Consider the following 25,811-nt stretch of genomic DNA (forward strand, 5'->3'; position numbering starts at 1 on the left):
TACCTGCGATTGCGGCTACGCTTGCAGGTCCACCACCGCCTGGGCAACGTCCGCCAGCCGCTGGCCGCGTTCCATGGCTGCTTGGCGCAGGCGCGCATAAGCGTCGCTTTCGCTCAGGCGGTACTCGTCCATCAGGCGCTTTTTCGCACGCTCGATGATCTTGCGTTCGGTGAGTGCACGGCGGGCCTGTTCAAGCTCATCGGTGGTGCTTACCAGCCGCTGGGTTTGCGCATGCAGCAGGTCCAGTACCGAGCGCCCCAGTTGCGGGCCCAGCCCATCCTGCGGCGGGGCGTCGAGCCCGCTGGCATATACGCTGAACAGTCGAGCCTGCTCGCTCTGCCCCGTGCTTTCCAGGCTGGCCAGCCGACGCAGCAGCAGGCGGTGATTGTGAAGGTCGGCGCGTGCCAGTTGGATGCTCTGCCGGCACCCGTCCTGCAGGGCACGGGTAAGGTGGTTTTCCACATCCTTGAGCGCGTCGATACGCCGTGTGGCGATGTCGAACCATACCCGGGACAGGGCCGGGTCCACGCACGCGCCGGCATGGGTACGCAGCGCCATGGCGCGCATGCGCTGTAACTGCATCAGGGTTTCACTGCTGAGTTGAGCCTGCCAGAGCGTAAGGGCGCCCGCCTCGGCGAACTCGCAAAACACCTCGAAACACCGGTCCTGGGCCTGGCCCAGATGTTCCAGCCGCTGGCGCAAAGCTTCGTCGAAATAGCCGATAGCGAAGCCATTGACGCCAATGGCCCGCTCCTGCCCGGCCAGTTCCTTGCCCTGCATGAAATTGAACAGCGCCACCAACAGCCGGGTGATGGCCGGGTCGATCGCCGTGTCCGCGGCTTCGAATACTACCGCCAGCAAGCCGCCGATCAACCGGGTAAGCGCGCTGGTGGCTTCTACCGCGGTAATTCGCCGCTCACGTACGCGGCGCCGCAAACCAGGCAGCTCCTCAAAGCCGTGCAATACATAGGCGATGCGGTTGAACAGCCGCGCCCTGTCGGTAGAGGCCGCTGCGTCGAGGTCCATGCCTTCGAAACAGGCGCGCACCTGTTCTTCGATGGCCTGGGATTCTTCCGCCAGCCGTTGCAGCTCGTCGAGATGATCCTCGAGCGCGCTGCCCAGGTGGAGATTCGACCAGCCGCGCTCTCGCTGAATCGCATGCACCAGTTGGCTGAGCGCTGATACCAGATCGCACGTAAAGGCCAGGCTCTCCAGCCCTTCGAGTTCGATCCGGCGAGCCGCCAACATGAAGCGCAGGGCGGGGGGCATGTAGTGATCTGACATGAGCGTTCAGGTATCAAGGGGTCCCGTCTGATTAGAGCACGATAGCCCAGGCGTCGCCCATGCGATGGAGGCATTTGGCTACTGTTTTTTCAGGCAACGCAGTGCTGAAAAGCGTGCCCGTAGTTTTTCCAGTTGCTCGGTGAGCTGCTGGCGCTGCCCGGCGTCGGTCAACGCCAGCACCGCCTGGGTCAGGGCCCGGGCCGCCGCCTGGCTGTTGCCGCGGTCTACCCGGTAGGCTTCACTCCACAGCGCCTCGCGCCGTTGCAGCAACTGAGTGATACGCGACTCGAAACCTGGCTCCGCCCGGTGCTCGAGTGCCGTGAGCAAGGCCTGCTGCCAGTGTTCGCGATTCTCCAGCGCTACCGCGTTGTGATTACCAAGCTGGGCAGACCAGCGGCTGATCGCTGCGTCCTGCTCTGCGCTGACTCGGCCGAGCCAGGGCTTGAGCCGGTCGTGCATCTTTTCGGCTCGGGTTTCTATCTGTTGCGCCAGTGGCGGGGCAACCTGTTCCCGGCGGCGCTTGGCAATGTCCTTGGCGAAGGCTTCACGCAATGCACTGACCTGTTCGTCGGTGAGGTTGCGCAGCAATGTCACGGCCGAAGGCGTGATCTGCCGGGCAATGGCGTTGGTTGCCTCTTCGGCGTCCCGCGTGAGCGCCTGCAAGGTGTCGTCGCTTACGTTTTGCGCGGCTACCAGTGATTGAAGGCGATCCAGCCATGGCAGATACCCGGGAAGCTGCGTTTGGCAGTGCCAGCGCAAGTGCTCTGCCAACTGATCCTCGAACCACGCCTTCTGCTCCCGGTTCATGTCCAGGTAGTCGTCGAGGCTCCAGGGTATCAAGGTATCGAGGTTGCGATACGCCAGGTCCATGCGGGTACACGCGGCGAGGGCCAACACCGCCAGCAGACACACCGCCAACCATCCTCGATGAACCGCACAACCCCTCATCGTTCCCCCGTACCCGCTACTGCTGCCTGCGCTAACGGTAGAACGCCGGTGGGCGTGACGCAAACCGCTGGCGTTAGAAGAACGCCCGCTGCGCCTTGAGGGTGACCATGCTGTCGCAGGCCGGGTTGTGCCCTGAGTAAGCCACACACTCGCCGCCCCGCAGGTCGGAACTGCTGTAGATGAGGTTGAGGTCTACGCCCATCAGCGGCCGGGATACCTGCATGGACCAGTCACTGAAGCCTTCGACCAGTTCCCCATCACCCAGTGCGTAGGGCGAGCTGAGGCTGTAGCGGCTGACTTTTACAGAAACATCAAGGTTGAACAGCGGCAACTGGCCAAAATCCGCGAACAGCGTGCCGGAGCGGCTGTCGACCGCCTCGCTGAAGGCCGCGCCGAAACGGCTTTCGAACACCCGCATGCCGGCATACAACTGATGGCTGTTGCCGTCGGCCACATCGGGCCGGGTATAACTGATCACGCCCAGCTCATAGCCGAAATCCGGCACCAGGCGGCGCTTGTACCCCAGGTAGCTGTCCAGCTCGAAGTTGCTGTCTGGGGTGAGCCCGACGCTGGGTGACCACTGGCCGAAATACCAGCCGCTGTCATGGGTAACGTCGATACCGCCATGGAAAGAGCCGATGGTGCCAGGCGCTACCAGCCCCTGGGCCATGCTGCGCGTTGGCGTGGTGCCCAGTTTCAGGTCGAAGTCGCCCAGTTCGCGCTGCAGGGTTTGGGCGTGAAGGTGAGGTGCGGCCAGAAGGCCTGCGGTCAGCATCAGGCTGGGTTTGAGCATGCGTCTCTCCCTGGCGCAAAGCGCGGAGGCTGCTGCGTGGTGCTCGCAACGGTATCGGGTTAAGGCAGATGCCCGGTTTAGACGGGTCAGAGGATACCTTCGATCATCATTCGAGGGGCCATCATAGGGCGCCATTCGTCGATTTGGCCGGATCGGGCGGTTTGCCCGGACCGCCCTTGGGCCCGATCGAACTGGCGGGGCCGGCCATCCGGTGCAGCCGCAGGCAAAACCCGGGAAGGGTCGCGCCGGGGTGAGTTACACTAACGGCTTGTCAACATAGGTGTCGGTCATGGCTTTGGTGGGTCGCTACAACAGCTTGCAAGTGGTCAAGCATACGGATTTCGGGCTGTACCTGGACGGCGGCGCCGATGGGGAGATTCTTCTGCCCAACCGCTACGTGCCCAAGGATATCCCGCACGAGGTCGAGGACTGGCTGAACGTGTTCGTGTACCTGGACAGCGAAGACAAGCTGCTGGCAACTACCGAGAAGCCCAAGGTGCAGGTTGGCGAGTTTGCCAGCCTCAAGGTCAAGGAAATCAATTCCATCGGGATTTTCCTGGACTGGGGTCTCCCCAAAGACCTGTTGCTGCCGTTCTCCGAAGAAAAACGCCAGGTGCGTGCCGGGGAATACTGCGTGGTGCATGTGTTTCTGGACCGCCGTACGCGCCGCATCACGGCCAGCGCCAAGGTAGACCGCTACCTCGATAAAACCCCGGCCACGTACAAGGTCGGCCAGCCCGTGCAGGTGCTGGTCGCCGCCCAGACCGACCTGGGGTTCAACGCGATCATCGAGAACGCCCACTGGGGCCTGATCCACAAGAACGAGGTGTTCAAGTTCCTGCGTAGCGGCATGCGCGAAACCGCCTACATCAAGGCGGTACGTGAGGACGGCAAGATTGCCCTGAGCCTGCAGCCCATAGGCGAGCAGGCGGTTACAGGCCTGCAGGAGCAGATCGTGGAGGCCTTGCGCAAGGCGGGGGGCAGCTTGCCTTTGAGCGACCGCAGCGAACCCGAAGTGATCGCGCAGCAGTTCGGCGTGAGCAAGGGCAACTTCAAGAAGGCCATCGGCGCGCTGTACAAGGCCGGGAAAATTGTCATCCGCCCGGATAGCATTTCGTTAGCGCCGTGACCCTTCGTCGGCGCCCGCCAACTTGCCAAAAAAATGTTGAAACTCATGAGCGGAGCGGTTTGTCCATCTTTATGCCGATTGAATTCATTTCAATCCACACCGAGGAGTAATACTCATGAGCGGTACTGGCGACAAGATCAAAGGCAAGGCTAACGAACTCGCGGGCAAAGCCCAGCAAGCGGTAGGCGATGCCACCAACAGCCCTGAAACCAAGGCCAAAGGCGCTGCGCGCGAAATCAAGGGTGAAGCCCAGCAAACCAAGGGCGACATCAAGGAAACAGTGACCAAGGGCACTCGATCCTGAACCTGAGTAAAACTTCGTAATACTACAGCGGTCATCTCAGGATGGCCGCTGTGCTATCAGGCATGGCGAAATCACAGGGGCTGGCTTAGCCAGGCCAAGGGGATAGTCAAAAGGAGCCCGCCAGATGATTTTTCCAGATATGAAGCAGCTGCCGCTGACCAAGGTATTGGTCCGCACCGTTCAAGAGTTCTCCAACGACGAAATGTCCACCTACGCCTCCGCACTGGCGTATCAGATGCTGTTCTCTTTATTCCCGTTCCTGTTGTTCCTGATCGCGATGATCGGTTTCTTACATCTTCCCGATTTCTTCTCATGGCTGCGTGAGCAGGCGACCATGGTGCTGCCTCACCAGGCACTGGATTCCGTAAACCCGGTGATCGACCAACTGCAGCAGTCCAAGGGCGGCCTGTTGTCGTTCGGTATCATCGCCGCGCTGTGGACGGCTTCCGCGGCGGTGCGTTCACTAATGAGCGCAATGAACGCAGCCTACGATGTGGCGGAAGGGCGCCCAGCCTGGAAGCGCCTGCCGCTTTCGGTGCTGTACACCATAGGGCTGGCCGGCATGATGCTGTGCGCGGCTGCCTTGATGGTGCTGGGGCCGCAAGTGATGAACTGGATTGCCGGGCAGATCGGCCTCGAAAGCATCACGGTGACCATCTGGACCATTGCCCGTTGGCCGGTTGTGGTGGTGTTGCTGATGCTGGCCGTGGCATTGATCTACTACCTGATGCCAGACGTGGATCAACGCTTCCGCTTCCTCACGCCCGGCGCCGTGCTAGCTGTGGTGGTGTGGATTCTTGCATCGGTCGGGTTCGCCTATTACGTACAGAACTTCGCTGACTACAACGCCATGTACGGCAGCATTGGCGCGATCATCATCCTGCTGCTGTACTTCTACATCTCGTCGGCCGTTCTGCTGCTGGGGGCGGAAATGAACGCGGTAATCGAGCATATGTCCGCCGAGGGCAAGGACAAGGGCGAGAAAGCCCCTGGCGAGCCGTCGGAAGGGAATGAAGACGAGCGCGCGGGCCTGGGCGGCGCCAAGACCTGAGGCAGGGCGGGGAGGTCCTATGATTCGCGATATCCTGAAGATGGGCGATGAACGATTGTTGCGGGTTGCACCTCCTGTTCCCGAAGCGCTGTTTGGTAGCCATGAGCTGGACGAGCTCATAGCCGACATGTTCGCGACCATGGGCGAGGCCGGCGGCGTAGGGCTGGCCGCCCCGCAAATCGGCGTGGACCTGCAGGTGGTGGTGTTCGGCTTTGAAAGCAATGCACGGTACCCCGGCGCGGCGGCCGTGGAACGGACGGTACTGATCAACCCGTTGATCACGCCGCTGAGCCCGGAGCTGGAGGAGGGCTGGGAAGGTTGCCTGTCCATACCTGGCCTGCGCGGTATGGTTGCCCGCTACAAGCACATCCGCTACGAAGGCGTGGACCCTCGGGGCAAGGCTATACAGCGGGTAGCCCATGATTTTCACGCCCGGGTAGTGCAGCACGAGGTCGACCACCTGATCGGCCGGCTGTACCCCTCGCGCATCACCGACTTCGGCCGCTTCGGCTATACCAGCGTGCTGTTCCCGGAACTGGAACGCTGAACCTTATAGTCACTCGTGTCAGGATGAACCCTGTAGGAGCAAGCGAAGCCGAAGGCGTAGCTCGCGAATAAGGGCTCATCGGTTCACCTTCCGAAAGGTGAGGTTCAATCTCCGGTCGCCAGTAAGCGGGTGTTCCCCGGCCTTCACCGGCGCTACTCCGTGGAAGCGCAGCCGATCTTCGCCGCCCCACACCACCACGTCACCATGCTGCAGGCCGTACCGTTCCACGGGATCGCTGCGCTGGGCGCCGCCGAACAGGAACACAGCCGGCAACCCCAACGACACCGAAACAATAGGCGCGGCGAGGTCCTGCTCGTCCTTGTCCTGATGTAGCGACAAGCGAGCGCCAGGGGCGTAGCTGTTCATCAGGCAGGCATCCGGATCGAACGCGGCATAGCCTGCCGCCTCGGCGGCATCATGCGCCAGCTTCACGAATACTTCAGGCATGGGTGGCCAGGGCTTGCCGGAAAGCGGATCGAGCGGGCCATAGCGGTAGCCCTTCAGGTCGCTGTTCCAACCGAGGCGGCCACAGTTGGTCATCGCCACCGACATGGTGAAGCCACCCGGCGTTACCAGGTGGCGAGGCGGGCTTAGCGCTTCAATGGCCTGCACGGCCTCGACCAGCGCCTCGGCCCGCGCCAGGGCGAAGCCCTCCAGCAGCCACGCACCAGGCCCCAACTGGCGGCGTTCGCCAACGGAGCGGGGCAGGTCGCCGAACAGGTCGAGGGTGAACATGGTTCAGTCCACGCCCACGAACCCGCCGGTCTGGTGCCGCCACAGGCGCGAATACAAGCCCTTGTGCGTCAGCAGTTCGCTGTGGCTGCCCACTTCCACCACACGGCCTTTGTCCATCACCACCAGCCGGTCCATCTGGGCGATGGTGGACAAGCGGTGAGCGATGGCGATCACGGTCTTGCCTTCCATCAAGGTTTCCAGGCTCTCCTGAATGGCCGCTTCCACTTCGGAGTCCAGCGCCGAGGTGGCTTCGTCCATGATCAGGATCGGCGCGTTTTTCAGCAGTACCCGGGCAATGGCGATCCGCTGCCGCTGGCCACCGGATAGCTTCACGCCGCGTTCGCCCACATGGGCGTCCAGGCCGATTCGGCCCTGAGTGTCGGTGAGGTGCGCCAGGAATTCATCCGCCTTGGCCTTGCGCAAGGCCTCCCACAGCTCTTCGTCGGTGGCGTCCGGGCGCCCATACAAGAGGTTGTCACGGATCGAACGGTGGAGCAGGGCGGTGTCCTGGGTAATCAGGCCGATCTGTTCGCGCAGGCTTTCCTGGCGTACATGGGCGATGTCCTGGCCGTCGATGAGGATGCGCCCGCTCTCGAGGTCGTAGAGCCGCAGCAGCAGGTTCACCACCGTGGATTTACCGGCCCCGGAAGGGCCGATCAGGCCGATGTTCTCGCCCGGCGCGATTTCCAGGTCCAGCCCGCTGATCACCCGGCCAACCTTGCCATAGTGGAATTCTGCGGCTTCGAAACGGATGCCGCCGCGCTCCACCTTGAGGTCCTTGGCGTCGGGCATGTCCGTCACGCTCAAGGGTTGGGCGATGGTTTGCAGGCCGTCCTGGACCATGCCGATGTTCTCGAAGATGCCGTTGACCACCCACATGATCCAGCCAGACATATTGACGATTCGAATCACCAGGCCAGTCGCCAGGGCGATAGCACCCACAGTGAGCAAGCCCTGGGTCCACAGCCACAGTGCCAGGCCGGTGGTGCCCACGATCAGCAAGCCGTTGAGCGTGGTGATAACCACGTCCATGCTGGTGATCACCCGGCTGGCCAGTTGCGTCTTCTCGGTCTGCTCGGTAATGGCTTCGCGGGCGTATTCCTGTTCGAGGTTGGTGTGGGCGAACAGCTTGAGCGTGGTGATGTTGGTGTAACCATCCACGATCCGGCCCATCAGCTTGGAGCGGGCATCGGAGGACACCACCGAGCGCTCTTTCACCCGCGGCACGAAGTACCAGAGGGAAACCACGTAGGCGAGGATCCACAGGATCAACGGGATCATCAGGCGCCAGTCGCTTTCAGCGAACAGCACCAGCGAACTCACGGCGTAGATTGCCACGTGCCACAGGGCATCCACCGCCTGTACGGCGGAGTCGCGAAGGGAGTTGCCGGTTTGCATGATCCGGGTGGCGATGCGGCCTGCGAAGTCGCTTTGGAAGAAGTTCATGCTCTGCTTGAGCACATGGCTGTGGTTTTGCCAGCGGATCATGCTGGTCATGCCCGGCGAGATGGTCTGGTGCACCAGCAGGTCGTGCAGGCACACGAACACCGGCCGGATAATCATCGCAACCACGAGCATCCACAACAGGCTGCCCCAGTGTTCGCTGAAGAAGCGATCGGGCGCGGTGCTGTTGACCATGTCGATGATGTCGCTGAGGTAGCTGAACAGCGCTACTTCGATGAGCGCGGCGATCAGGCCTACAACCAGCAGGGCCGCGAAACTGGGCCACACCTGGCGCAGGTAATACAGGTAGAACGAGGTGACCTTGCCAGGCGGTGCGTCGGTGGGTGCTTCACGAAATACATCGATCCACTTTTCGAAACGGCGGTACAGCATTGGCATCCCCTCCAGTTCAGTACACCGCCCGGGGGTACGGGCGGTGGCAAGGCACGGATCAGTCGATACGCTTGGCGGTCTTGATCAAGATCGGGTTGGACGGCACGTTTTGCATGCCGCCGCGGTTGGTGGTGGGGCTGTTGACGATGTTGGTGACAACGTCCATGCCCTTGACCACCTTGCCGAACACGGCATAACCGAAGTCCCGGCCACCATGGTCAAGGAAGGCGTTGTCGTTGACGTTGATGAAGAACTGGCTGGTGGCCGAGTTCACATCGGACGTGCGTGCCATGGCCAAGGTACCGGTCAGGTTTTTCAGGCCGTTGTCGGCTTCGTTCTTGATTGGCGCCTGGGTAGGCTTTTCGCTCATGTTGCGGTCGTAGCCGCCGCCCTGAACCATGAAGCCAGGGATTACCCGATGGAATTGGGTGCCGTTGTAGTGGCCGCTGTCCACGTAGCTCAAAAAGTTTTGGGTGCTGATTGGCGCCTTGTCGGCATCGAGTTCTACTTCGATCGGGCCCATATCGGTATCCAGCAGCACATGGGGCTTGTTCGCGGGCGCTGCCTGAAGGGTAGCAGCGAACATCACGGAGCAGGCGCAAAGAACGAGTTGTTTGAACATGGAGGCAGGGCTTCCTTCGTGTAAGTGTTTGTAATGACTGCCGCACGCGGCGGCGCCTCAGCCGAGGCAGCTTCACAGGGTAGCGCAAAAGGCCCTCGATACCCTTAATGGATGCCCGCTGGGCGCGGACGTTCCACTGCCGTGGGCTCAGGTGGAGGGCGGTGCTGCGTAGGGGGCATCCAGGGGCGCGGTGTCGAAACTGCGCAACAGCTCTACCAGGATCTGGGTGGCGGGGCCGAGGGGCTTTTCCTTGCTGGCATACAGGTAGAACACCGGGTGGCGGCTGCCGCCCTGGTCCAACGGCAGGGGCTTGAGCAATGCCTCGCGCAACTCGCGCTCGATCATATGGCGCGGCAGCCAGGCAAAGCCCAACCCGCTGCTCACGAAGTTGGCAGCGGTGGCAAGGCTGCCGACCGTCCAGCGTTGCTCGGCCCCCAGCCAACCCACGTCGCGCGGCTGTTGCCGCCCGGAGTCGCGAATCACCACCTGCAACTGGCTTTCCAGGTCCTGGAACGTAAGTTCGCGGTTCATCCGGTGCAGGGGGTGATCCGGGTGGGCCACCGCCACAAACTCCACGGCGCTCATCTCGGTGCCCAGGTAACCAGGGATGTTGAACGAGCTGATGGCCAGGTCCGCGATACCTTCCTGCAGCACTTCTTCCACGCCAGACAGCACCTCCTCGCGCAGCCGCACCCGGCAGCCGCGGCTTTGCGGCATGAACGCCGTCAAGGCGCGCACAAGGCGGGCGTTGGGGTAGGCGGCGTCCACCACCAGGCGCACCTCGGCCTCCCAGCCTTGCTCCATATGCTGGGCAAGGTCTTCCAGCTGGCTGGCTTGCTTCACCAGTTGCCGGGAGCGGCGCAGCAGCACCGCGCCGGCATCGGTAAGTACGGCCTTGCGGCCATCGATGCGCAGTAGCGGTACGCCCAGCTGTTCCTGCATGCGCCCCACGGTGTAACTCACCGACGACTGGGAGCGGTGAAGCGCCTGCGCCGCCTGGGCGAAGCCACCGTGGTCGACAACCGCCTGGAGGGTACGCCACTGATCGAGGGTTACGCGGGGTGCCTTCATTGTGGCTACCTGAAAAGTGTGATGGCTTATTAAACAGGAAAACCGATGCTTTGTAGCGATTTTTTGCGCTTTTCAATCGATAGGTTGGCCATTAACCTGCGCTCATTCCACAACACATCTTTCCAATGAGGTTCGCCATGTCCCGTGTACAAGTGATTGAAAGCAGCGCTCGCCAGGAAGGTTCGGTTTCCCGGGACCTCACCCAAGCCTTTATCGCTCAATGGAAAGCCGCGCACCCGGATGACAGCATCCAGGTACGTGACCTGGCCCGCCAGCCGGTTCCTCACCTGGACGCAACCCTGCTGGGTGGCTGGATGAAGCCTGAGGCCGATCGTACGGTTGCCGAAGCCGAAGCGCTGGCCCGCTCCAACGAGCTTACCGAAGAAGTGCTGGCTGCCGACGTGCTGGTGCTCGCTGCACCAATGTACAACTTCGCGATCCCCAGCACCCTCAAGGCCTGGTTCGACCATGTGCTGCGCGCCGGCGTAACCTTCAAGTACACCGAAACCGGCCCGCAAGGCCTGCTCACCGGCAAACGTGCGTATGTGCTTACCGCTCGCGGTGGCATCCACGCCGGCGCGACCAGTGACCACCAGGAACCCTACCTGCGCCAGGTACTGGCGTTCATCGGTATCCATAACGTGACGTTCATCCATGCCGAAGGCCTGAACATGGGCGCCGAGTTCCTCGAAAAAGGCTTGGGCCAGGCCCGTGCGCAGCTGGCGGACATTGCCTGAGCCGGCTGCCTGAATGTGTTAAAGTTGCGCGCTTTGCCCGAAGCGCGCTATGCCCTACCTGCTGATCGTCACCCTCGTTCAAGCCTTCTCCTTCAGCCTGATCGGCGAATACCTTGCCGGCCATGTGGACAGCTACTTCGCCGTGCTCGCGCGGGTGCTGATCGCAGGCCTGGTGTTCCTCCCGCTTACCCGCTGGCGTGAAGTGCCCGCAGCCTTTGCCCGCCGGCTGTTGCTGATCGGCGCGTTACAGTTCGGGGTGACGTACGTGTGCCTGTACTTGAGCTTCCGCGTGCTCACGGTACCCGAAGTGCTGCTGTTCACCATCCTTACCCCCGTGCATGTAACCCTGCTGCAGGATGCCTTCGAGCGCCGTTTCAACGCGTGGGCATTGTTGGCTGCGCTGGTTGCGGTGGCGGGCGCGGCGGTCATCCGTTTCGATGGTATTTCCGCGCACTTCCTGGGCGGCTTTTTGTTGCTTCAGCTGGCCAACTTCACCTACGCGGCAGGACAGGTGCTGTACAAGCGCCTTGTCGCCGAGCAACCGTTGCCCGGGCCGCATTTCCATCGCTTCGGCTATTTCTTCCTTGGCGCGGTGCTGGTGGCGTTGCCGGCCTACCTGGCGTTCGGCAATCTTTCCCGGCTTCCTGATGCGCCCCTGCAGTGGGGTGTGCTGCTGTTCCTTGGGTTGATAGCGACGGCATTCGGCATGTACGCCTGGAACAAAGGGGCCAGCCAGGTGCCCGCCGGTATGCTGGCGGTAATGAATAATTTGCACGTGCCAGTAGGCCTGTTGCTCAACCTGCTGATCTGGAACCACAACGAACCGCTCGGCCGCCTGGCACTGGGCGGCGCGATTATCCTCGCCTCGGTGTGGATCAGCCGCCGCCGCGCGGCGCTGGCCTGACCATGTCGGCGGGCCGCCTGGGCACCCGCTCGGGCGCTTGCGGCTCGCTTGTAGGCCGAAGCTCCGCTACCCTATGCCGTCGTTCCACGTTCTCCTTCGAGGTAGTACCCCAGTGTTTTCCCAATTCGCCCTTCATGAACGCCTGCTCAAAGCCGTGGCCGAGCTCAATTTCGTCGAGCCGACCCCTGTGCAGGTCGCGGCCATTCCGCCAGCGCTCGAAGGGCGTGACCTGCGGGTAACCGCCCAGACCGGCAGCGGCAAGACCGCCGCGTTCGTACTGCCCTTGCTCAACCGCCTCATCGGCCCGGCGCGCCCACGCGTGGATATCCGCGCGATCATCCTGCTGCCCACCCGTGAGCTGGCCCAGCAAACCCTCAAGGAGGTGGAGCGCTTCGCCCGCTACACCTTCATCAAGGCGGGGCTGATCACCGGTGGCGAGGACTTCAAGGTACAAGCGGCGATGCTGCGCAAGGTGCCGGACATCCTCATCGGTACGCCGGGCCGGCTGCTCGAGCACCTCAATGCCGGCAACCTCGACCTGGCCCAGGTGGAAGTGATCGTGCTCGATGAAGCCGACCGCATGCTGGACATGGGCTTCGCCGAAGACGTTAACCGCCTGTGCGACCTGTGCCCGCCGCAGCGCCAGACGCTGCTGTTCTCCGCCACCACGGGCGGCGCCGGCCTGCGCGACATGATCGCCAAGGTGCTGAAAGATCCCGCCCACCTGATGGTCAACAACGTGAGTGACCTCAGCGAGTCGGTGAAGCAGCAGATCATCACCGCGGACCATAACGCCCACAAGGAAGCGATCGTTCAGTGGCTGCTGGCCAACGAAACCTATCGCAAGGCCATCGTGTTCACCAACACCCGCAGCATGGCCGACCGCATTTATGGCCACTTGGTAGCGAAGGACTTCAAGGTATTCGTGCTGCACGGCGAAAAGGACCAGAAGGACCGCAAGCTGGCCATCGAGCGCCTGAAGCAGGGCGCTGCGAAGATCCTCGTGGCCACGGACGTCGCCGCTCGCGGCCTGGACGTGGACGGCCTGGACCTGGTGATCAACTTCGACCTGCCGCGCAGCGGCGACGAGTACGTTCACCGCGTTGGCCGTACGGGTCGCGCTGGCAACGAAGGGCTGGCGATCTCCTTGATCTGCCACGGCGACTGGAACCTCATGTCCAGCATCGAGCGCTACCTGAAACAGAACTTCGAGCGCCGGGTGATCAAGGAAGTGAAAGGCACCTACAGCGGGCCGAAGAAGCTCAAGGCTTCAGGCAAGGCCGTTGGGGTGAAGAAGAAAAAGACCGACAAGGACAAGAAGCCCGCCGCCAAGGCCACGCCCAAGCGCAAGCCGAACGCGCGCAAGCCTGACAGCGCGGGCCTTGCCAGCCAGGACGGCCTGGCTCCGCTGAAGAAGCGCAAGCCCGAATGACCTTTGCCCGGGGCTGACCGAACGGTCACCCCGGGCCCCGGTCACAACCAGGAATGCTGTGCCCTCCCTCATTCCTGGAGTTACCGCACCATGCCTACCTATAACTGGGACCTGATCGAACGCTTGCTGCACAAGGTGCAAAGCACTGCCGGAGAAACCTTCGACAGCGATCACTCCGCCGAAGAACTCGCGCAAACCCAGGCTGCCGAAGGCGCCACCCCTGTCGGGGTGGATACCCTTAAGGCAGATGCTTCGAGCTATGAAACGCTGCTGCGCGAACGTGGCTTCATTGAAGCGGGCGCCGGGCAGGGCTATCAACTGACCACCAACGGCGCTCGCCTGCTTGCCTTGCTGGACAGCAGCATCCCGGACAGTGAGCACCCTCGGGACGTGCTCGACGAACAGGAGGACGCCCTCGATCCGCTGACATTCGTGGAGCTGGCCAACAAGGCGCAAGTTGCCCCCTGAACGCACGACCATCTTGCGGTGGAACCTCTGAATCCCGCGCAAGGTCATCCGTTACACAGCACGGGAGCAAGCTGCGCTTCAGCATCGCTTCCGTCTGCCGATAACGGGATTATCAGGGGTGCTGGCTGGTGACCGTCGGTCGCCACAGGTCGGCCAAAGCCCTCACTGCGATCATTCGTCGCAGCGGGGGCGATGCGCTGGCCGGCCCCCCGGGTTTATGATCTGTACAGTAACGGCACACGCAGTTGCCGTATCGGGCAAGTCCCAAGGGGGCAGGTGATGCAAGACAAACTCTTCAACTGGCTGCATGACCTGGCTGTCGCGCTTGGTTTGATACCGCCCATGCAACCGGTTCCAATCCCCACCGAAGACGAGCGCAAGCGGCGCCAGCCTCGCCGCTGAGCTTCTTCGGTGCTTTTCAGGCTGCGGCGGCCAGGCCTGCTGGCAGCTTGGCTGAAGCAGGGCCGTACACGTCCGGCGATTCGGGGAACAGCTTGAGCAGCGTCAGGTAGATCACTGCAGCCAGCCCCAGCGTGACCGGCAAGCTGATATCAATGCCGCCCGCCAGCTCGCCCAGTACCCCTACGAATTGCCCGGGCAGGTTGACGAAGCACAGCCCTACCAGTGCGCTAGGGATCCAGGCCCCCAGGCCCCGCCAGTTCCAGCCATGGTGGAACCAGTAACGGCCGCCGCGCTGGCCGCGGGTGAACACCTGCAAGTCGTCCGGGCAGTACCAGCCGCGGCGTTTCATCAGGCCGATCAGCATGATCACCATCCAAGGCGTGGTGCAGGTGATGATCAGTACCGCGAAGGTCGACACGCTCTGCACCAGGTTCGCCGCGAAGCGCCCGATAAAGATGAACGCGATGGACATAAGGCCGATGAGCAGCGTGGCCTTCACTCGGCTCAGCAGCCGTGGGAACACACTGGACATGTCCAGACCGGTGCCATAGAGCGACGTAGTGCCGGTGGACATGCCGCCGATCACCGCCAGCAGGCACACCGGCAAGAAGTACCAGGTAGGCGCGATGGCCAACAGCCCGCCGACATAGTTGTTACTGGCAATGTAGTCCGGCGCCTGCACCGCAACGATGGTGGCGGTGACCAGCCCGAAAAAGAACGGCAGCAGCGTCGCCAGCTGGGCCAGTACCACCGCGCCCAGAATGCGCGAGCGTGGAGCGGTGCGGGGAATGTAGCGGGACCAGTCGCCCAGGAAGGCGCCAAAGGAAATCGGATTGCTCATCGCCACCAGCGCGGCGCCGATGAAAGCGGCCCAGAACCCTTCCTGCCCTTGGGCAACCTGCCCGGCGTAGTGTGGATCGAACGGGCCGGCGAAGGCCACCATCCCCAGCAGGAACAATACGCTGGCGCTCCATACGGCTACCTTGTTCACCCACAACAGGAAGCGGAAGCCGTAGATGCACACGGTAAGCACCAGGATCGCGAACAGGCCATAGGCCAGCCCGAGGGTAAGGTCGCTTTCAGCCAGGCCTACGAGGCGATGCGCGCCACCCACCAGTGCGTCGCCGGAGCTCCACACCGAGATGGAGAAGAACGCGATCGCGGTCAGCAGTGAAAGGAACGAGCCGACGATACGGCCATGGACACCAAAGTGAGCGCCTGAGGACACGGCATTGTTGGTGCCATTGATAGGGCCGAACAGCCCCATGGGCGCCAGGATCAAGGCCCCCACCAGCACACCGGCGATGATCGCCAGCGCCCCCGCCTGGAAGGACAGCCCGAACAACACCGGGAAGCTGCCCAGTACCGCCGTGGAAAACGTATTGGCGCCGCCGAAGATCATCCGGAACAGGTCCAGCGGCGTGGCCGTGCGGTCCTTGTCCGGGATCTGCTCGACCCCATAGGTTTCAATCTTGCCGATGCTCTGATTCGCGTTGTTGTTATGCATGATCTGCTCCGATCACTTTTTTTAGTGGCAAGCTTCAAGCGGCAAGCTGAAGCTTCCCGCTCATGGCTTTTTCTTTTTTCTCAGGCTCTCACTATTTGCAGCTTGCAGCTCCGCTGAACGTCAGCGGTGCGCCACCCCCGGCATCACGCACAGCATTTCGTACAGCAGGTTGGCGCCCAGCAACGAGGTATTACCGGTGGTGTCGTAGGGGGGCGACACCTCGACCAGGTCACCGCCGATCAGGTCCAGGCCCTGGCAACCGCGGATGATCTCCAACGCCTGGATGGTGGTGAGGCCGCCTACTTCCGGGGTGCCGGTGCCCGGAGCCCAGGCCGGGTCGATGCCGTCGATGTCGAAACTCAGGTACACCGGGCCGCCATCCACCTTGGCGCGCACTTCTTCCATCAGCGGAGCGAGTGAGCGGTGCCAGCATTCTTCGGCCTGCACCACGCGAAAGCCCTGGCGGCGGCTCCAGTTGAAGTCATCGGCGGTATAGCCCTGGGCGCGCAAGCCGATCTGCACCACGCGGTCGCAATCGAGCAGGCCTTCTTCCACAGCGCGGCGGAAGGTAGTGCCGTGGGCGATTTTCTCGCCGAACATGTGGTCGTTCACGTCGGCGTGGGCGTCCACATGCACCAGGCCGATCTTGCCGTGCTTTTTGTGCAGGGCACGCAGGATCGGCAGCGTGATGGTGTGATCGCCGCCCAGCGTCAGGGGCTTCACGTTGTGCTCGATGATGCCGTCGTAGGCTTCTTCAATGATCCGCACCGCATCCAGCAGGTTGAAGGTGTTGATCGCCACGTCACCGATGTCGGCGACCGAGAGGGAATCGAAGGGCGCCGCACCGGTGGCCATGTTGTAGGGGCGGATCATCACCGACTCGGCGCGGATTTCCCGCGGGCCGAAACGGGTGCCCGAACGCAGCGATGTGCCGATGTCCAGGGGCACGCCTACGAAGGCGACGTCCAGCCCGGCCGGGGAGGCCAGGTGGGGCAGGCGCATCATGGTGGCGATGCCGCCGAAGCGCGGCATTTCATTGCCACCCAGGGGTTGGTGGAGAATCTTGTCCACGGTAAGCCTCGTTCTGCGAAAGCGGGATGGCTGGAGTCTGCGCAACCGCCCGCGCCGGAAGAATCGGGCCGAGGAAAAACTTAGTTCAGGTATTTCTGAAGTAATGGCATGCTGCGTTCCTCGCTTTTCTGCCCTTGCCTGACCCGAGTGCTGCCATGGCCAATGCCTTTCCGGACCTTAAACTGCTGCGTATCTTTACCAGCGTGGTGCATCACCAGGGCTTCGCCAACGCCCAGCAGGCGCTCAACCTGTCCACCTCTGCGATCAGCACCTACATGAGCCAGCTGGAAGCCGCGCTGGGTATCGTGCTGTGCCACCGTGGCCGCGGCGGTTTCAGCCTCACCAGCAAAGGTGAGCTGTTCCATCAGGAAGCGCTGCGCCTGCTGGCGGAAATGGAAGGCTTCGAACGCTATGCCGCCGCGCTCAAGGGCGAGCTACGCGGCACGCTGAACCTGGGTGTGATCGACTCCACCGTAGGTGATCGCCAATTGCCGTTTGCCGAAGCCATCGGCGCCTATACCCAGGAGCACCCGGCGGTGCATATCCATCTGGCGGTACAAAGCCCTTACGAGCTGCAGCTGGGCGTGCAGGAAAACCGCCTGGACCTTGCCATAGGCGCGTTCTCCACGCGCATGAGCGGGCTGGTGTATCAACCCCTGTACCGCGAGCAGCACTGGCTGTATTGCAGCAGCCGACATCCGTTGTATGCCGAGCGGCGCATCCCCGAGCAGGTCATTACCCAACAGCGCATGGTAGGGCGGGGTTACTGGAGCCAGGCCGAGCTGGCGCGTCATGGCTTCAAGCACAGCGCGGCGACCGTGGACAGCATGGAGGCGCAGCTGATTCTGGTGTTGTCCGGCGCCTACATCGGGTACCTGCCGGAACACTACGCCCAACCGTGGGCAGATAAAGGCGACTTGCGCGTGCTGTCACCGGCCACCTTTGGCTATCAGGCGCCGTTCTCGTTGATCCTGCGCCGGGGCCGCACCCGCGAACCCCTGATCCAGACATTCCGCGATCTGCTCAAGAGCCAACTGCTGGCGAGATAACCGCAGCGGCCGTTAAAGATTGCGCAGGCAGCGCCGACACTCCTCTGAATGGATCCCGGTTTCTCGCCGCCGCGTCTCCCTCTGCTAGCCTTAAGTGCGACCGAGGGCTTTTGTCTTTCCCCTGCCAAGGAATGCTGCTCATGCGCTCCAACCTGCCTGTGACCGACCGTGAACGTACGTTCCCTGCCGAACAACGGCTGATTTCCACCACCGACCTCGACAGTCGGATTACCTACTGCAACGATGCCTTCGTTGCGCTCAGCGGCTTCACGCGCGAAGAGCTGATAGGCCAGCCGCACAACCTGGTACGCCACCCGGACATGCCGCCTGCGGTGTTTGCCCATATGTGGGAAACCCTCAAGCAGGGCAAGCCGTGGATGGGCGTGGTGAAGAATCGCGCCAAGAATGGCGACTTCTATTGGGTAAGCGCCTATGTGACTCCCATCTACGAAAACGGCCGCATCGCCGGCTTCGAGTCGGTGCGCTTTCTGCCGAGCCGCGACCAGGTGCGCCGCGCTTCCGCGCTTTATGCGCGAATGGCCGCGGGCAAGAGTGCAATCGCCCCCCAAACTCGGGCAGTGCAAACGCTCAGCCGTGCCTGGCCGTTCGTTGTGGTCGGGCTGGTGGCGCTGGCAGGCTGGGCTTGGTTCACTCCAGGTATCGCGGTGGTTGCCACGCTGCTGGCGATCGCCGTGGCCTTCGTATTGAGCGAAGCCCGGCAGCAGCAAGCCATCCGCCGAACGCTGGCCGAGCACCCCAAAGCCTTTACCAGCCCATTGGTGGCGTTGACCTACAGCGACAACAGCGGCCTGCAGGGGCAACTGGACCTGGCGATGGTGAGCGAGGAGGCACGCCTGCAAACCGCGCTCACCCGCCTGGTGGACGCCGGCCTGAGCGTAAAGGCGCGCGCGGGCGAATCCTCGGCCCTGTCCGAGGACCAGGCCGGTTCCCTTGAGCGCCAGCGTCACGAAACCGACCAGTCCGCTACTGCGGTCGCGCAAATGGCCGCGACCATTCAGGAAGTGACCCAGAACGTTCAGCTCACCGCCAGCGCCGCTGAGGACGCCAACCGCCTGGCGGGCGAGGGCGGCGAACTGGCCCGGCAAAGCCTGATGGCCATGGAAGAAATGGGCGCTGCCGTGGCCGACATCGGCCAGGCCGTGAATGCACTGGCCGAGCAAACCCAGTCCATCGGCAGCGTCGCTGACGTGATCACTGCCATTGCCGAGCAAACCAACCTGCTCGCGCTCAACGCCGCCATCGAAGCCGCCCGCGCGGGTGAGCAGGGCCGAGGCTTTGCAGTGGTGGCCGACGAGGTGCGTTCGCTGGCCATGCGTACCCGTACCTCCACCGAGCAGATCCATCAGATCATCAGTTCGTTGCAGGCCGGCGCCGACCGCGCGGTGCAGACCGCGAGCCGAGGCAGCCAGATCTCCCACACCAGCATGGGCAGCGTAGAAGCCGTGAAAGGCGCGCTTAGCGGCATTTCAGAAGCCGTGGCGCGTATCACCAACATGAGCCAGCAGATGGCGACCGCCTCCGAGGAGCAAAGCCACGTGGTGGAGGACATCAACCAGCAGATCACCCGGATCGCCCAGTTGTGCGACCATAGCGCCGGCCAGGCCAGGCAGGGTGCGCAGATCAGTCATGAGCTGGAGCGTATGGCGGAGTATTTACATGGCTTGGCGGAACGCTTCAGCCGTTAGGCTCATACGGAAAGTGGCTGCACTCGGCCATGCTACGTTAAAAGCAGGCTCGGAATGCTCATTTACAACTAGTAAACTCCGCTTCCTCGCCTGCTTTTGCCTTGCCTGGCCCGCGTTCGCCGACTTTTCGTAAAGAGCCTTGAACTGCTTTAGAGATATTCATGCCCCGTCTCCATTGCCCTCGTTGTCAGCGCCCGGAAGGCCATTGCCTGTGCGCGCTGATCCCTCAACTGCCCAGCCGCACGCGGGTGTTGATCCTTCAGCACCCCAGCGAAGCGGACCACGCGCTCAATACCGCGCGCCTGGCCCATTTGGGCTTGGTGAACAGCGAACTGGTGGTTACCGAACAGGTGCCGTCGTCGTTATGGGAGGCACACGAGGGCCAAGCATATGTGCTGTTTCCCGGAGAAGGCTCAACGCCGTTGGCCACCGCATGCACAGGCCCCGTACAGTTGATCGTGCTGGACGGCACTTGGCGCAAGGCCCGCAAGCTGTTGCACCTCAACCCGGCGCTGGCTGCCTTGCCTCGGGTATCGCTCGCCGATGCCGCGCCGTCCCGCTACCGCCTGCGCAAGGCGCCGGGGCCAGGTGCGCTATCGACTATCGAGGCTATCGTTGCCGCGCTCGAAGTGCTCGAAGCGCCTGCCTCGTTTCAGCCGCTGCTGGCGCCGTTCGACGCGCTGATCGAAGGGCAGATCAAAGCCATGGGAGAGGAAACTTATCAGCGCAATCACATGTAGCAGCCCGCCTCGGCGGCGACCGGGCCGACAGGGCCGCAGGTTGGGCGGTGGCCCGGGTCGCAGGCAAGCCAGCGTGGCCAAGCCCCGCTGACTACTTCCACGCCACCACCGGCCACCCGGCCTCTTCGGCACGGGCTCGCAGCACGGGGTCGGGGTTGACGGCCACTGGGCGGCTTACTTTCTCCAGCAGCGGCAGGTCATTGCGCGAATCCGAATAGAAGGCCGCGCCTTCGAGGGTTTCGCCTTCGGCCTGCAGCCATTCCATCAGGCGGGTGACTTTACCTTCCCGGTAGGTGAGGGTGCCTCGAGTATGGCCGCTGTACACGCCATGGGCGATGTCCAGCTCGATGGCCAGCACCTCATCGATGCCGATGCGTTCGGCAATCGGCTTCACCAGGTGCACGCCCGAAGCGGAGATCACCAGCAGGCGATCGCCGGCGGCACGGTGGTTGGCAATGCAGCGGGTGGCGTCGCTGAAAATCAGCGGTTCGATCACATCCTCCACCCAAGGGCCCACCAGATGGTCGACTTCTTCTTCGGTGCGCCCGATCAACGGCTCCAGCGTGAACGCCATGTAATTTTCCATGGCCAGTTCGCCTCGGCTGTAAGCGGCCATCAATTCATGGTCGCGGCGCACGAAGCTTTCAGGGTCTACCCAGCCGAGGCGGGCCATCTGCTCGCTCCAGAGGGAGGCGCAGTCGCCGTCGATCAGGGTTTCGTCCAGGTCGAAAATGGCCAGAGGCATAGCAAGCGTTCCTTGTGTTTCGTCAAGCCACTTCACGCACGGCGGCGGGGGCAATGTGCAAGCGTACCCGAGTACCGTTGGGGTGCAAGTCATCGGCCGAGCGGTTGAGTACGTCCACCACCACTTCCACGGCCTGGGCCCGCACGCGGTAGCGGATCACATTGCCCAACAGGCTATGGCTGAGAATCTCTGCGCTGCCATCGGGTTCCACAAACAGTTCGATCGCTTCCGGGCGGATCGCCTGAGCAGCGCCTACCGGGCGTTGCAGCAAACGGCTGGCACTCTCGGCGTCCAGCACGTTGTAATTGCCGATAAAACCTGCGGCAAAGGCGCTCACAGGGGCGGTATAGAGGTTCTGGGCATCGCCGCTTTGCACGATCTGGCCCTTGTTCATCAGGAAGATCCGATCCGACATCGTCAGCGCTTCTTCCTGGTCGTGGGTCACGAAAATGGTCGTGAGGCCCAGGGCTTGCTGGATGGAGCGAATCTGTTCGCGAAGGTGCTTACGGATACGGGCGTCCAGCGCGGATAGAGGTTCGTCCAGCAGCAACAGGCGCGGGCGGGTGACCAGCGAACGCGCCAGGGCGACCCGTTGGCACTGCCCCCCGGACAGCTGATGCGGGTAACGGTCGGCGAAGGTGTCCAGCTCTACCATGGCCAGGGCTTCTCGAACCCGCTCGCGGGTGTCAGCGGCGCTCACCTTTTGCATGTTCAGGCCAAACGCCACGTTTTGCGCCGCCGTCATGTTGGGAAACAGCGCGTAGCTTTGAAACACCATGCCGATGTCGCGCTTCTGCGGGGCCAATGGTACGAGGTTTTGCCCCTCCAGCAGGATTTGCCCGGCGTCCACGTGGGTGAGCCCGGCGATGCAGCGCAGCAGGGTGGATTTGCCGCACCCGGATGGGCCCAGCAACGTCACGAACTCGCCCTTGGCGATGGTGAAGTCGATATCGGCAAACACGGTGGTGCTGCCGAAATCCTTGCGCAGCGCGCTCACGCTCATGAAGCCCATGTCAGTGGGTGTCCTTGTTCAGCCGTGTGGCGATCCACGTCATCACCAGCACGAAAAGGAAATAGGAAATCACCAGCGCGCTGTTGAAGTGGCCGCTGCTGTTGCGCATGTTGTTGAGGTACACCTGCAAGGTTTCATACTGGGTGCCCACCAACAGGTTGGCGAACACAAACTCGCCGAACAGGAACGAGAACGACAGCAGCAGCGCCACCATCAAGCCCTTGCGCAGGTTGGGCAGCACCACCCGCCATGCCGCCTGCCAGGGGCTGGCACCCAGCAGTTGGGCGGCATCCATGAGGTCGCGCAGATTGAGTGCCTGCAGGTTGTTGGTGATCGCCCGGTACATGAACGGCAGCGCCACGGTGAAGTAGCAACCGATCAGTATCCAGGGCGTGCCGGTCATGGCCAGCGGCCCTGAGCCATAGAGCTGCAGTAACCCCACCGAAGACACCACCGGCGGCACCGCGAAGGGTAGCAGGATAAGAATGTTCATCAGGGCGTCCAGCCGCGGGAAGTGGTAATGCACCACGAACAGCAGCGGCAGGATCAACACCACCGCCAGCGCCAACGCCCCCACGCACACCAGCAGGGAGTGGCCAAATGCGGTAAGAAAGCGCGCGTCTGTCCATAGCGCCAGGTACCACTTCAGCGTGAGGCCACTGGGCAGCAGCGTGGCCGACCAGCTGGTGGCCAGGGAGTAGAGGAGGGTGCCGGCCAGCGGCAGCAGCAGGATCAGGAACAACAGCCACACCACCACGCGGTGATACAGCCGGGCGGAAGCGCGGTCAGCGGCGGCCATGGTAGCTCCTGCGCAGTATCCATTGGTGCACCACGGTGACCAGCCCCATCATCGCTACCAGGATGATCGCCAGCGCGCTGGCAAGGTTAGGGTCCAGCGAAATGTCACCGGCCACCATGGCAGCGATGCGGATGGGCAGCACGTTGAAGTTGCCGGTGGTGAGGGCATACACGGTGGCATAGGCGCCTAAAGCGTTGGCTAGCAGAATCACGAAGGTGCCCAGCAACGCGGGCATCAGCACCGGTAGCCCGATGCGCCGCCAGTATTGCCAGGCGCTGGCCCCAAGCAGTGCGGCGGCATCGCGCCAGTCGTCCTTCAAAGCATCAAAGGCCGGGTACAGCAGCAATACGCCCAGCGGAATCTGAAAATACGTGTACACCACGATCAGGCCGACCTTGGAATACAGGTTGAAGTCGGTCAGCAGCCCGCTTTGCTTGAGCAGCAGGGTAATGGCCCCGTTGAACCCCAGCAGAATGATGAAGGCAAACGCCAGGGGCACCCCGGCGAAGTTGCTGGTCATGTTGGCGAAGGAGGTGACGAAGTTGCGCAGCCGGGAGTCCACCTGGCGCAGGGAGTAACTCCCCAGCACGGCAATCACCAACCCGATCACGCTGGACCACAGGCTGATTTCCAGGCTGAACTGCATCGCCTGGCGATAAAAGCGTGAGCTGAAGGCCTTGGCGAAATTCGCGAGGCCCCAGCCGTCCGCGCTTTGCAGGCTGCTGATCGCCACCCACGCCAGCGGGGCAAGCTGGAACACGATGAAGAAGACGGCAAACGGCAGCAGCAACAGCGCTGCCAGCCACTTGCCCCGGGGCGCGTCGCTCATGGTTATTGCATTTCAACGATGACTTGTTCGTTCCACTGCTGCGGCAGCGCCTTGGAGCTCTTTTCCCAAGCGGCTGCGTTGGTGATCGGTTTCACGCTCTTGTATTGCTCGGCAGGCAGCAGTTTGGCGGCCACTTCAGGGGGCAGCTTCACATGATCGGCGCGGATAGGTCGCGCGTGGCCGGTGGCCAGGTTGATCTGCCCGGCATCGCTGAGGATGTATTCGCGAGCGAACTTCGCCGCGTTGGGGTGCTTGGCGTATTTGTTGATGATGGTGGTGTAGCCGGAGATCACCGAGCCGTCGGACGGGATCAACACATCAAAGCGCTTGGGGTCGATCTGGTCACGGTAGCTAAGCCCGTTGAAGTCCCATACCACGCCCACTTCGATCTCGCCCTTTTCCAGGGTTTGAATGGTGGGGTTGGCCAAAGACAGGCGGCCTTGCTTCGCCAGCTTGGTGAACAGCTCCAGACCCGGGGCCAGGTTGGTTTCGTCGCCCTTGTAAGCGATGGCCGCTGCCAGCACGCCGTTGGCCGCCTGTGCAGCTGTGCTCACGTCGCCGATGGCAACCTTGTACTTGCCGCTTTCCAGGTCATGCCAGCTCTTGGGGGCGTCGCTGTCTTTCACCAGCTGCTTGTTGATGATGAAGGCGATGCTGCCAGTGTAGGCCAGCATCCAGTGGCCGTCCTTGTCCTTCGCCCAATCCGGGATCTGCGCCCAGGTGCTCGGCTTGTAGGGCTGGGTGACACCCTGGCTGGCGGCAATCGGGCCGAAGGCCGCGCCCACATCGCCGATATCGGCGCTGGCGTTGTCCTTCTCGGCGGCGAACTTGGCGATCTCCTGCGCCGAGCTCATGTCAGTGTCCACGTGCTTGAGGCCGTACTTGCTGGCCAGGTCGTCCCAGGTGCCCTTCCAGTTGGCCCAGGCGTCTGGCATGCCCACGCTGTTCACTTCGCCTTCTTTCTTCGCGGCGGCTTCCAGGCTGGCCAGCTCATCGGCGGCCATGGCTGAGTTGCCCAGTGCCAGGGCCGAACCCAGCAGCGAGGCCATGAACAGTGTTTTTAGCGTGGGCTGCTTTTTCATCTGTAGCTCCAGAAGACAAACGTCATAGGGAGGAGGTGTCGCTTGCTGGTCTAGGTCAGCAATACGCAGGCCAATCTAGCGAGGCGGCATGACATTTTGATGTCCATGCGCCGCTATTGCCGTTTCGCTGAACAAGCGTAGACCAAGCCGCCGCCCTTGGTGGGCCGAGCATGCAAAGGCCTGGCTGATGCCGCGTTGTCATCTATCGTTCATTCGGGCGACCTAGGCTGACTGCAACGGTACCTGGCCCCACAGGCCCTGTCAGTGCACTGGTCTAGACCAACAAGGAAGCTGGCATGCGAGAGAATGCACCGCGAGCAGTCACCGCCATAGGCGCGGCCTTGCAAGAGCAGATCGAGCATGGGTTATTGCAGCCTGGAGCCAAGCTGCCGGCGGAGCGAACCCTCAGCGAGTTGTTCGCCACAACGCGCATTACCTTGCGCGAGGCGTTGCTGCAGCTTGAAGCGCGTGGCCTGGTGTATCGCGAAGACCGCCGCGGTTGGTTCGTGTCCCCGCCACGGCTGACCTACGACCTCAATGAGCGCAGCCACTTCCATGCCATGGCCCAGCGTCATGGCCGTTTGCCCGCGACCGAGTTGATTACCGCCCGGGCCCAGGCCGCCCCTGCCGCGATCTGCGACTACCTGGGGCTGGCACCATTGTCCGCGGTATATCGCATCTGCCGTGCCCGGCGTATCGACGGCCGTTTGGTGCTGTATGTGGAGCATTACCTCAACCCGGCGTGCTTTCCCGGCTTGCTCGGCCATGACCTTAGCCAGCCGCTGACCGAGCTGTATGCCCGCGAATATGGCATCGAATATGGGCAGGTAGAGTTCGAGCTGTTACCTACCGCCTTGCCCAGCGACGCCGCCCTCGCGTTGAAGGTATCCACGGGAAGCCCTGGACTGCGCATTACCCGTATCAACCACGACCGCCAGGGCAGGCGAATCGACTGCGACCTGGAGTATTGGCGCCACGATGCGATCCGGGTGGTGGCAACGGTGTAGT

Annotated in this window: 27 protein-coding genes and 1 pseudogene; 14 read left to right on the forward strand and 14 right to left on the reverse strand. The window is 62.6% G+C overall.

Features of this window, described 5'->3' with window-relative positions; all coding sequences use genetic code 11:
* Nucleotides 1-15: 15 nt before the first annotated feature.
* The 3 genes from G7016_RS03855 to G7016_RS03865 all read right to left on the reverse strand — a co-directional run bounded on the left by G7016_RS03855 (nucleotide 16) and on the right by G7016_RS03865 (nucleotide 3,025).
* Complete coding sequence (locus G7016_RS03855; protein WP_258195054.1) at nucleotides 16-1,284, reverse strand: nitrate regulatory protein; 1,269 nt, start codon at nucleotides 1,282-1,284, stop codon at nucleotides 16-18.
* Nucleotides 1,285-1,362: 78 nt separating this feature from the next.
* Nucleotides 1,363-2,196 carry a DUF6279 family lipoprotein gene (locus G7016_RS03860; protein WP_375139674.1) on the reverse strand — a complete coding sequence of 278 codons (834 nt, stop codon included), beginning with the start codon at nucleotides 2,194-2,196 and terminating at the stop codon, nucleotides 1,363-1,365.
* Between the two features lie 109 nt (nucleotides 2,197-2,305).
* Nucleotides 2,306-3,025, reverse strand: coding sequence for a TorF family putative porin (locus G7016_RS03865; RefSeq protein WP_181111516.1), 720 nt, complete (start codon nucleotides 3,023-3,025; stop codon nucleotides 2,306-2,308).
* A 289-nt stretch (nucleotides 3,026-3,314) separates the two neighbouring features.
* On the opposite strand from G7016_RS03865, the gene G7016_RS03870 reads away from it, so the two are divergent.
* From G7016_RS03870 to def, 4 genes are all read left to right on the forward strand, one after another.
* A complete protein-coding gene (locus tag G7016_RS03870; RefSeq protein ID WP_181111517.1) occupies nucleotides 3,315-4,154 on the forward strand; it encodes a CvfB family protein in 840 nt (279 codons plus the stop codon).
* A gap of 115 nt (nucleotides 4,155-4,269) precedes the next feature.
* Entirely contained in the window at nucleotides 4,270-4,458 is a 189-nt protein-coding gene (locus G7016_RS03875) for a CsbD family protein (RefSeq protein ID WP_181111518.1), read from the forward strand.
* A gap of 124 nt (nucleotides 4,459-4,582) precedes the next feature.
* A complete protein-coding gene (locus G7016_RS03880; RefSeq protein ID WP_181111519.1) occupies nucleotides 4,583-5,509 on the forward strand; it encodes a YihY/virulence factor BrkB family protein in 927 nt (308 codons plus the stop codon).
* Nucleotides 5,510-5,528: 19 nt separating this feature from the next.
* Entirely contained in the window at nucleotides 5,529-6,056 is a 528-nt protein-coding gene (def, locus tag G7016_RS03885; RefSeq protein WP_181111520.1) for a peptide deformylase, read from the forward strand.
* Between the two features lie 75 nt (nucleotides 6,057-6,131).
* Here the strand turns inward: def and alkB are convergent, their stop codons facing one another.
* The 4 genes from alkB to G7016_RS03905 all read right to left on the reverse strand — a co-directional run bounded on the left by alkB (nucleotide 6,132) and on the right by G7016_RS03905 (nucleotide 10,320).
* Complete coding sequence (gene alkB, locus G7016_RS03890; RefSeq protein ID WP_181111521.1) at nucleotides 6,132-6,791, reverse strand: DNA oxidative demethylase AlkB; 660 nt, start codon at nucleotides 6,789-6,791, stop codon at nucleotides 6,132-6,134.
* A 3-nt stretch (nucleotides 6,792-6,794) separates the two neighbouring features.
* Complete coding sequence (locus G7016_RS03895; protein WP_181111522.1) at nucleotides 6,795-8,627, reverse strand: ABC transporter ATP-binding protein; 1,833 nt, start codon at nucleotides 8,625-8,627, stop codon at nucleotides 6,795-6,797.
* Between the two features lie 58 nt (nucleotides 8,628-8,685).
* On the reverse strand, nucleotides 8,686-9,249 hold the full coding sequence (locus G7016_RS03900; RefSeq protein WP_181111523.1) for a peptidylprolyl isomerase: 564 nt from the start codon (nucleotides 9,247-9,249) through the stop codon (nucleotides 8,686-8,688).
* Between the two features lie 147 nt (nucleotides 9,250-9,396).
* Entirely contained in the window at nucleotides 9,397-10,320 is a 924-nt protein-coding gene (locus tag G7016_RS03905) for a LysR family transcriptional regulator (RefSeq protein ID WP_181111524.1), read from the reverse strand.
* Between the two features lie 137 nt (nucleotides 10,321-10,457).
* Here G7016_RS03905 and G7016_RS03910 point away from each other — a divergent pair, with 137 nt between their 5' ends.
* The 5 genes from G7016_RS03910 to G7016_RS24980 all read left to right on the forward strand — a co-directional run bounded on the left by G7016_RS03910 (nucleotide 10,458) and on the right by G7016_RS24980 (nucleotide 14,263).
* On the forward strand, nucleotides 10,458-11,057 hold the full coding sequence (locus G7016_RS03910) for an FMN-dependent NADH-azoreductase (protein ID WP_181111525.1): 600 nt from the start codon (nucleotides 10,458-10,460) through the stop codon (nucleotides 11,055-11,057).
* A gap of 49 nt (nucleotides 11,058-11,106) precedes the next feature.
* The gene (locus tag G7016_RS03915; protein ID WP_181111526.1) at nucleotides 11,107-11,961 is read left to right on the forward strand and encodes a carboxylate/amino acid/amine transporter; all 855 of its coding nucleotides are present in this window, start codon (nucleotides 11,107-11,109) and stop codon (nucleotides 11,959-11,961) included.
* 112 nt (nucleotides 11,962-12,073) lie between these two features.
* Nucleotides 12,074-13,393 (forward strand): DEAD/DEAH box helicase, encoded by a 1,320-nt coding sequence (locus G7016_RS03920; RefSeq protein ID WP_181111527.1) that lies wholly within the window; start codon nucleotides 12,074-12,076, stop codon nucleotides 13,391-13,393.
* A gap of 90 nt (nucleotides 13,394-13,483) precedes the next feature.
* A complete protein-coding gene (locus G7016_RS03925) occupies nucleotides 13,484-13,861 on the forward strand; it encodes a transcriptional regulator (RefSeq protein ID WP_181111528.1) in 378 nt (125 codons plus the stop codon).
* Nucleotides 13,862-14,140: 279 nt separating this feature from the next.
* Nucleotides 14,141-14,263, forward strand: coding sequence for a PA1414 family protein (locus tag G7016_RS24980; protein ID WP_258195055.1), 123 nt, complete (start codon nucleotides 14,141-14,143; stop codon nucleotides 14,261-14,263).
* Nucleotides 14,264-14,279: 16 nt separating this feature from the next.
* On the opposite strand, the gene G7016_RS03930 is transcribed toward G7016_RS24980, so the two are convergent.
* Nucleotides 14,280-15,770, reverse strand: coding sequence for a purine-cytosine permease family protein (locus tag G7016_RS03930; RefSeq protein ID WP_181111529.1), 1,491 nt, complete (start codon nucleotides 15,768-15,770; stop codon nucleotides 14,280-14,282).
* Between the two features lie 120 nt (nucleotides 15,771-15,890).
* Nucleotides 15,891-16,841: an agmatinase gene (speB, locus tag G7016_RS03935; RefSeq protein WP_181111530.1), complete on the reverse strand. Its 951-nt coding sequence runs from the start codon at nucleotides 16,839-16,841 to the stop codon at nucleotides 15,891-15,893.
* Between the two features lie 155 nt (nucleotides 16,842-16,996).
* On the opposite strand from speB, the gene G7016_RS03940 reads away from it, so the two are divergent.
* From G7016_RS03940 to G7016_RS03950, 4 genes and pseudogenes are all read left to right on the forward strand, one after another.
* A complete protein-coding gene (locus G7016_RS03940) occupies nucleotides 16,997-17,890 on the forward strand; it encodes a LysR family transcriptional regulator (RefSeq protein ID WP_181111531.1) in 894 nt (297 codons plus the stop codon).
* 140 nt (nucleotides 17,891-18,030) lie between these two features.
* Nucleotides 18,031-18,312, forward strand: a pseudogene (locus G7016_RS25475) (PAS domain-containing protein); the annotation flags it as partial.
* A 237-nt stretch (nucleotides 18,313-18,549) separates the two neighbouring features.
* A complete protein-coding gene (locus tag G7016_RS03945) occupies nucleotides 18,550-19,596 on the forward strand; it encodes a methyl-accepting chemotaxis protein (protein ID WP_445674569.1) in 1,047 nt (348 codons plus the stop codon).
* 161 nt (nucleotides 19,597-19,757) lie between these two features.
* Nucleotides 19,758-20,336, forward strand: a complete 579-nt coding sequence (locus G7016_RS03950) for a tRNA-uridine aminocarboxypropyltransferase (protein ID WP_181111533.1) — start codon at nucleotides 19,758-19,760, stop codon at nucleotides 20,334-20,336.
* Nucleotides 20,337-20,427: 91 nt separating this feature from the next.
* Here the strand turns inward: G7016_RS03950 and G7016_RS03955 are convergent, their stop codons facing one another.
* Genes G7016_RS03955 through G7016_RS03975 form a run of 5 tightly spaced genes read right to left on the reverse strand, consistent with a single transcriptional unit; the run spans nucleotide 20,428 to nucleotide 24,770 of the window.
* Nucleotides 20,428-21,081, reverse strand: a complete 654-nt coding sequence (locus tag G7016_RS03955; RefSeq protein ID WP_181111534.1) for an HAD family hydrolase — start codon at nucleotides 21,079-21,081, stop codon at nucleotides 20,428-20,430.
* Nucleotides 21,082-21,103: 22 nt separating this feature from the next.
* The gene (locus G7016_RS03960) at nucleotides 21,104-22,093 is read right to left on the reverse strand and encodes an ABC transporter ATP-binding protein (protein ID WP_181111535.1); all 990 of its coding nucleotides are present in this window, start codon (nucleotides 22,091-22,093) and stop codon (nucleotides 21,104-21,106) included.
* A gap of 1 nt (nucleotide 22,094) precedes the next feature.
* Nucleotides 22,095-22,892 (reverse strand): ABC transporter permease, encoded by a 798-nt coding sequence (locus G7016_RS03965; protein WP_181111536.1) that lies wholly within the window; start codon nucleotides 22,890-22,892, stop codon nucleotides 22,095-22,097.
* Nucleotides 22,879-23,721, reverse strand: coding sequence for an ABC transporter permease (locus tag G7016_RS03970; RefSeq protein ID WP_181111537.1), 843 nt, complete (start codon nucleotides 23,719-23,721; stop codon nucleotides 22,879-22,881). The genes G7016_RS03965 and G7016_RS03970 overlap by 14 nt, the downstream gene beginning before the upstream one ends.
* Before the next feature lie 2 nt (nucleotides 23,722-23,723).
* Nucleotides 23,724-24,770 carry an ABC transporter substrate-binding protein gene (locus G7016_RS03975; RefSeq protein ID WP_375139676.1) on the reverse strand — a complete coding sequence of 349 codons (1,047 nt, stop codon included), beginning with the start codon at nucleotides 24,768-24,770 and terminating at the stop codon, nucleotides 23,724-23,726.
* Between the two features lie 329 nt (nucleotides 24,771-25,099).
* Between G7016_RS03975 and G7016_RS03980 the strand changes: the two genes are divergently transcribed.
* Nucleotides 25,100-25,810: a UTRA domain-containing protein gene (locus tag G7016_RS03980; protein ID WP_181111539.1), complete on the forward strand. Its 711-nt coding sequence runs from the start codon at nucleotides 25,100-25,102 to the stop codon at nucleotides 25,808-25,810.
* Nucleotide 25,811: the final 1 nt, after the last annotated feature.

The sequence above is a fragment of the Pseudomonas japonica genome (genome assembly GCF_013522925.1).
GTDB classification, from domain to species: Bacteria; Pseudomonadota; Gammaproteobacteria; order Pseudomonadales; family Pseudomonadaceae; genus Aquipseudomonas; species Aquipseudomonas japonica_A.

Excerpts from the sequence above, each read along its gene's own strand:
- G7016_RS03895 (WP_181111522.1), bottom strand. The coding sequence starts at position 8,627 with ATGCTGTACCGCCGTTTCGAAAAGTGGATCGATGTATTTCGTGAAGCA.
- G7016_RS03905 (WP_181111524.1), bottom strand. The coding sequence starts at position 10,320 with ATGAAGGCACCCCGCGTAACCCTCGATCAGTGGCGTACCCTCCAGGCG.
- G7016_RS03870 (WP_181111517.1), top strand. The coding sequence starts at position 3,315 with ATGGCTTTGGTGGGTCGCTACAACAGCTTGCAAGTGGTCAAGCATACG.
- G7016_RS03930 (WP_181111529.1), bottom strand. The coding sequence starts at position 15,770 with ATGCATAACAACAACGCGAATCAGAGCATCGGCAAGATTGAAACCTAT.
- G7016_RS24980 (WP_258195055.1), top strand. The coding sequence starts at position 14,141 with ATGCAAGACAAACTCTTCAACTGGCTGCATGACCTGGCTGTCGCGCTT.
- G7016_RS03950 (WP_181111533.1), top strand. The coding sequence starts at position 19,758 with ATGCCCCGTCTCCATTGCCCTCGTTGTCAGCGCCCGGAAGGCCATTGC.
- alkB (WP_181111521.1), bottom strand. The coding sequence starts at position 6,791 with ATGTTCACCCTCGACCTGTTCGGCGACCTGCCCCGCTCCGTTGGCGAA.
- G7016_RS03940 (WP_181111531.1), top strand. The coding sequence starts at position 16,997 with ATGGCCAATGCCTTTCCGGACCTTAAACTGCTGCGTATCTTTACCAGC.
- G7016_RS03975 (WP_375139676.1), bottom strand. The coding sequence starts at position 24,770 with ATGGCCTCGCTGCTGGGTTCGGCCCTGGCACTGGGCAACTCAGCCATG.
- G7016_RS03960 (WP_181111535.1), bottom strand. The coding sequence starts at position 22,093 with ATGGGCTTCATGAGCGTGAGCGCGCTGCGCAAGGATTTCGGCAGCACC.
- G7016_RS03970 (WP_181111537.1), bottom strand. The coding sequence starts at position 23,721 with ATGAGCGACGCGCCCCGGGGCAAGTGGCTGGCAGCGCTGTTGCTGCTG.
- G7016_RS03875 (WP_181111518.1), top strand. The coding sequence starts at position 4,270 with ATGAGCGGTACTGGCGACAAGATCAAAGGCAAGGCTAACGAACTCGCG.
- G7016_RS03880 (WP_181111519.1), top strand. The coding sequence starts at position 4,583 with ATGATTTTTCCAGATATGAAGCAGCTGCCGCTGACCAAGGTATTGGTC.
- G7016_RS03855 (WP_258195054.1), bottom strand. The coding sequence starts at position 1,284 with ATGTCAGATCACTACATGCCCCCCGCCCTGCGCTTCATGTTGGCGGCT.
- G7016_RS03955 (WP_181111534.1), bottom strand. The coding sequence starts at position 21,081 with ATGCCTCTGGCCATTTTCGACCTGGACGAAACCCTGATCGACGGCGAC.
- G7016_RS03910 (WP_181111525.1), top strand. The coding sequence starts at position 10,458 with ATGTCCCGTGTACAAGTGATTGAAAGCAGCGCTCGCCAGGAAGGTTCG.
- G7016_RS03965 (WP_181111536.1), bottom strand. The coding sequence starts at position 22,892 with ATGGCCGCCGCTGACCGCGCTTCCGCCCGGCTGTATCACCGCGTGGTG.
- G7016_RS03900 (WP_181111523.1), bottom strand. The coding sequence starts at position 9,249 with ATGTTCAAACAACTCGTTCTTTGCGCCTGCTCCGTGATGTTCGCTGCT.
- def (WP_181111520.1), top strand. The coding sequence starts at position 5,529 with ATGATTCGCGATATCCTGAAGATGGGCGATGAACGATTGTTGCGGGTT.
- G7016_RS03865 (WP_181111516.1), bottom strand. The coding sequence starts at position 3,025 with ATGCTCAAACCCAGCCTGATGCTGACCGCAGGCCTTCTGGCCGCACCT.
- G7016_RS03980 (WP_181111539.1), top strand. The coding sequence starts at position 25,100 with ATGCGAGAGAATGCACCGCGAGCAGTCACCGCCATAGGCGCGGCCTTG.
- G7016_RS03915 (WP_181111526.1), top strand. The coding sequence starts at position 11,107 with ATGCCCTACCTGCTGATCGTCACCCTCGTTCAAGCCTTCTCCTTCAGC.
- G7016_RS03925 (WP_181111528.1), top strand. The coding sequence starts at position 13,484 with ATGCCTACCTATAACTGGGACCTGATCGAACGCTTGCTGCACAAGGTG.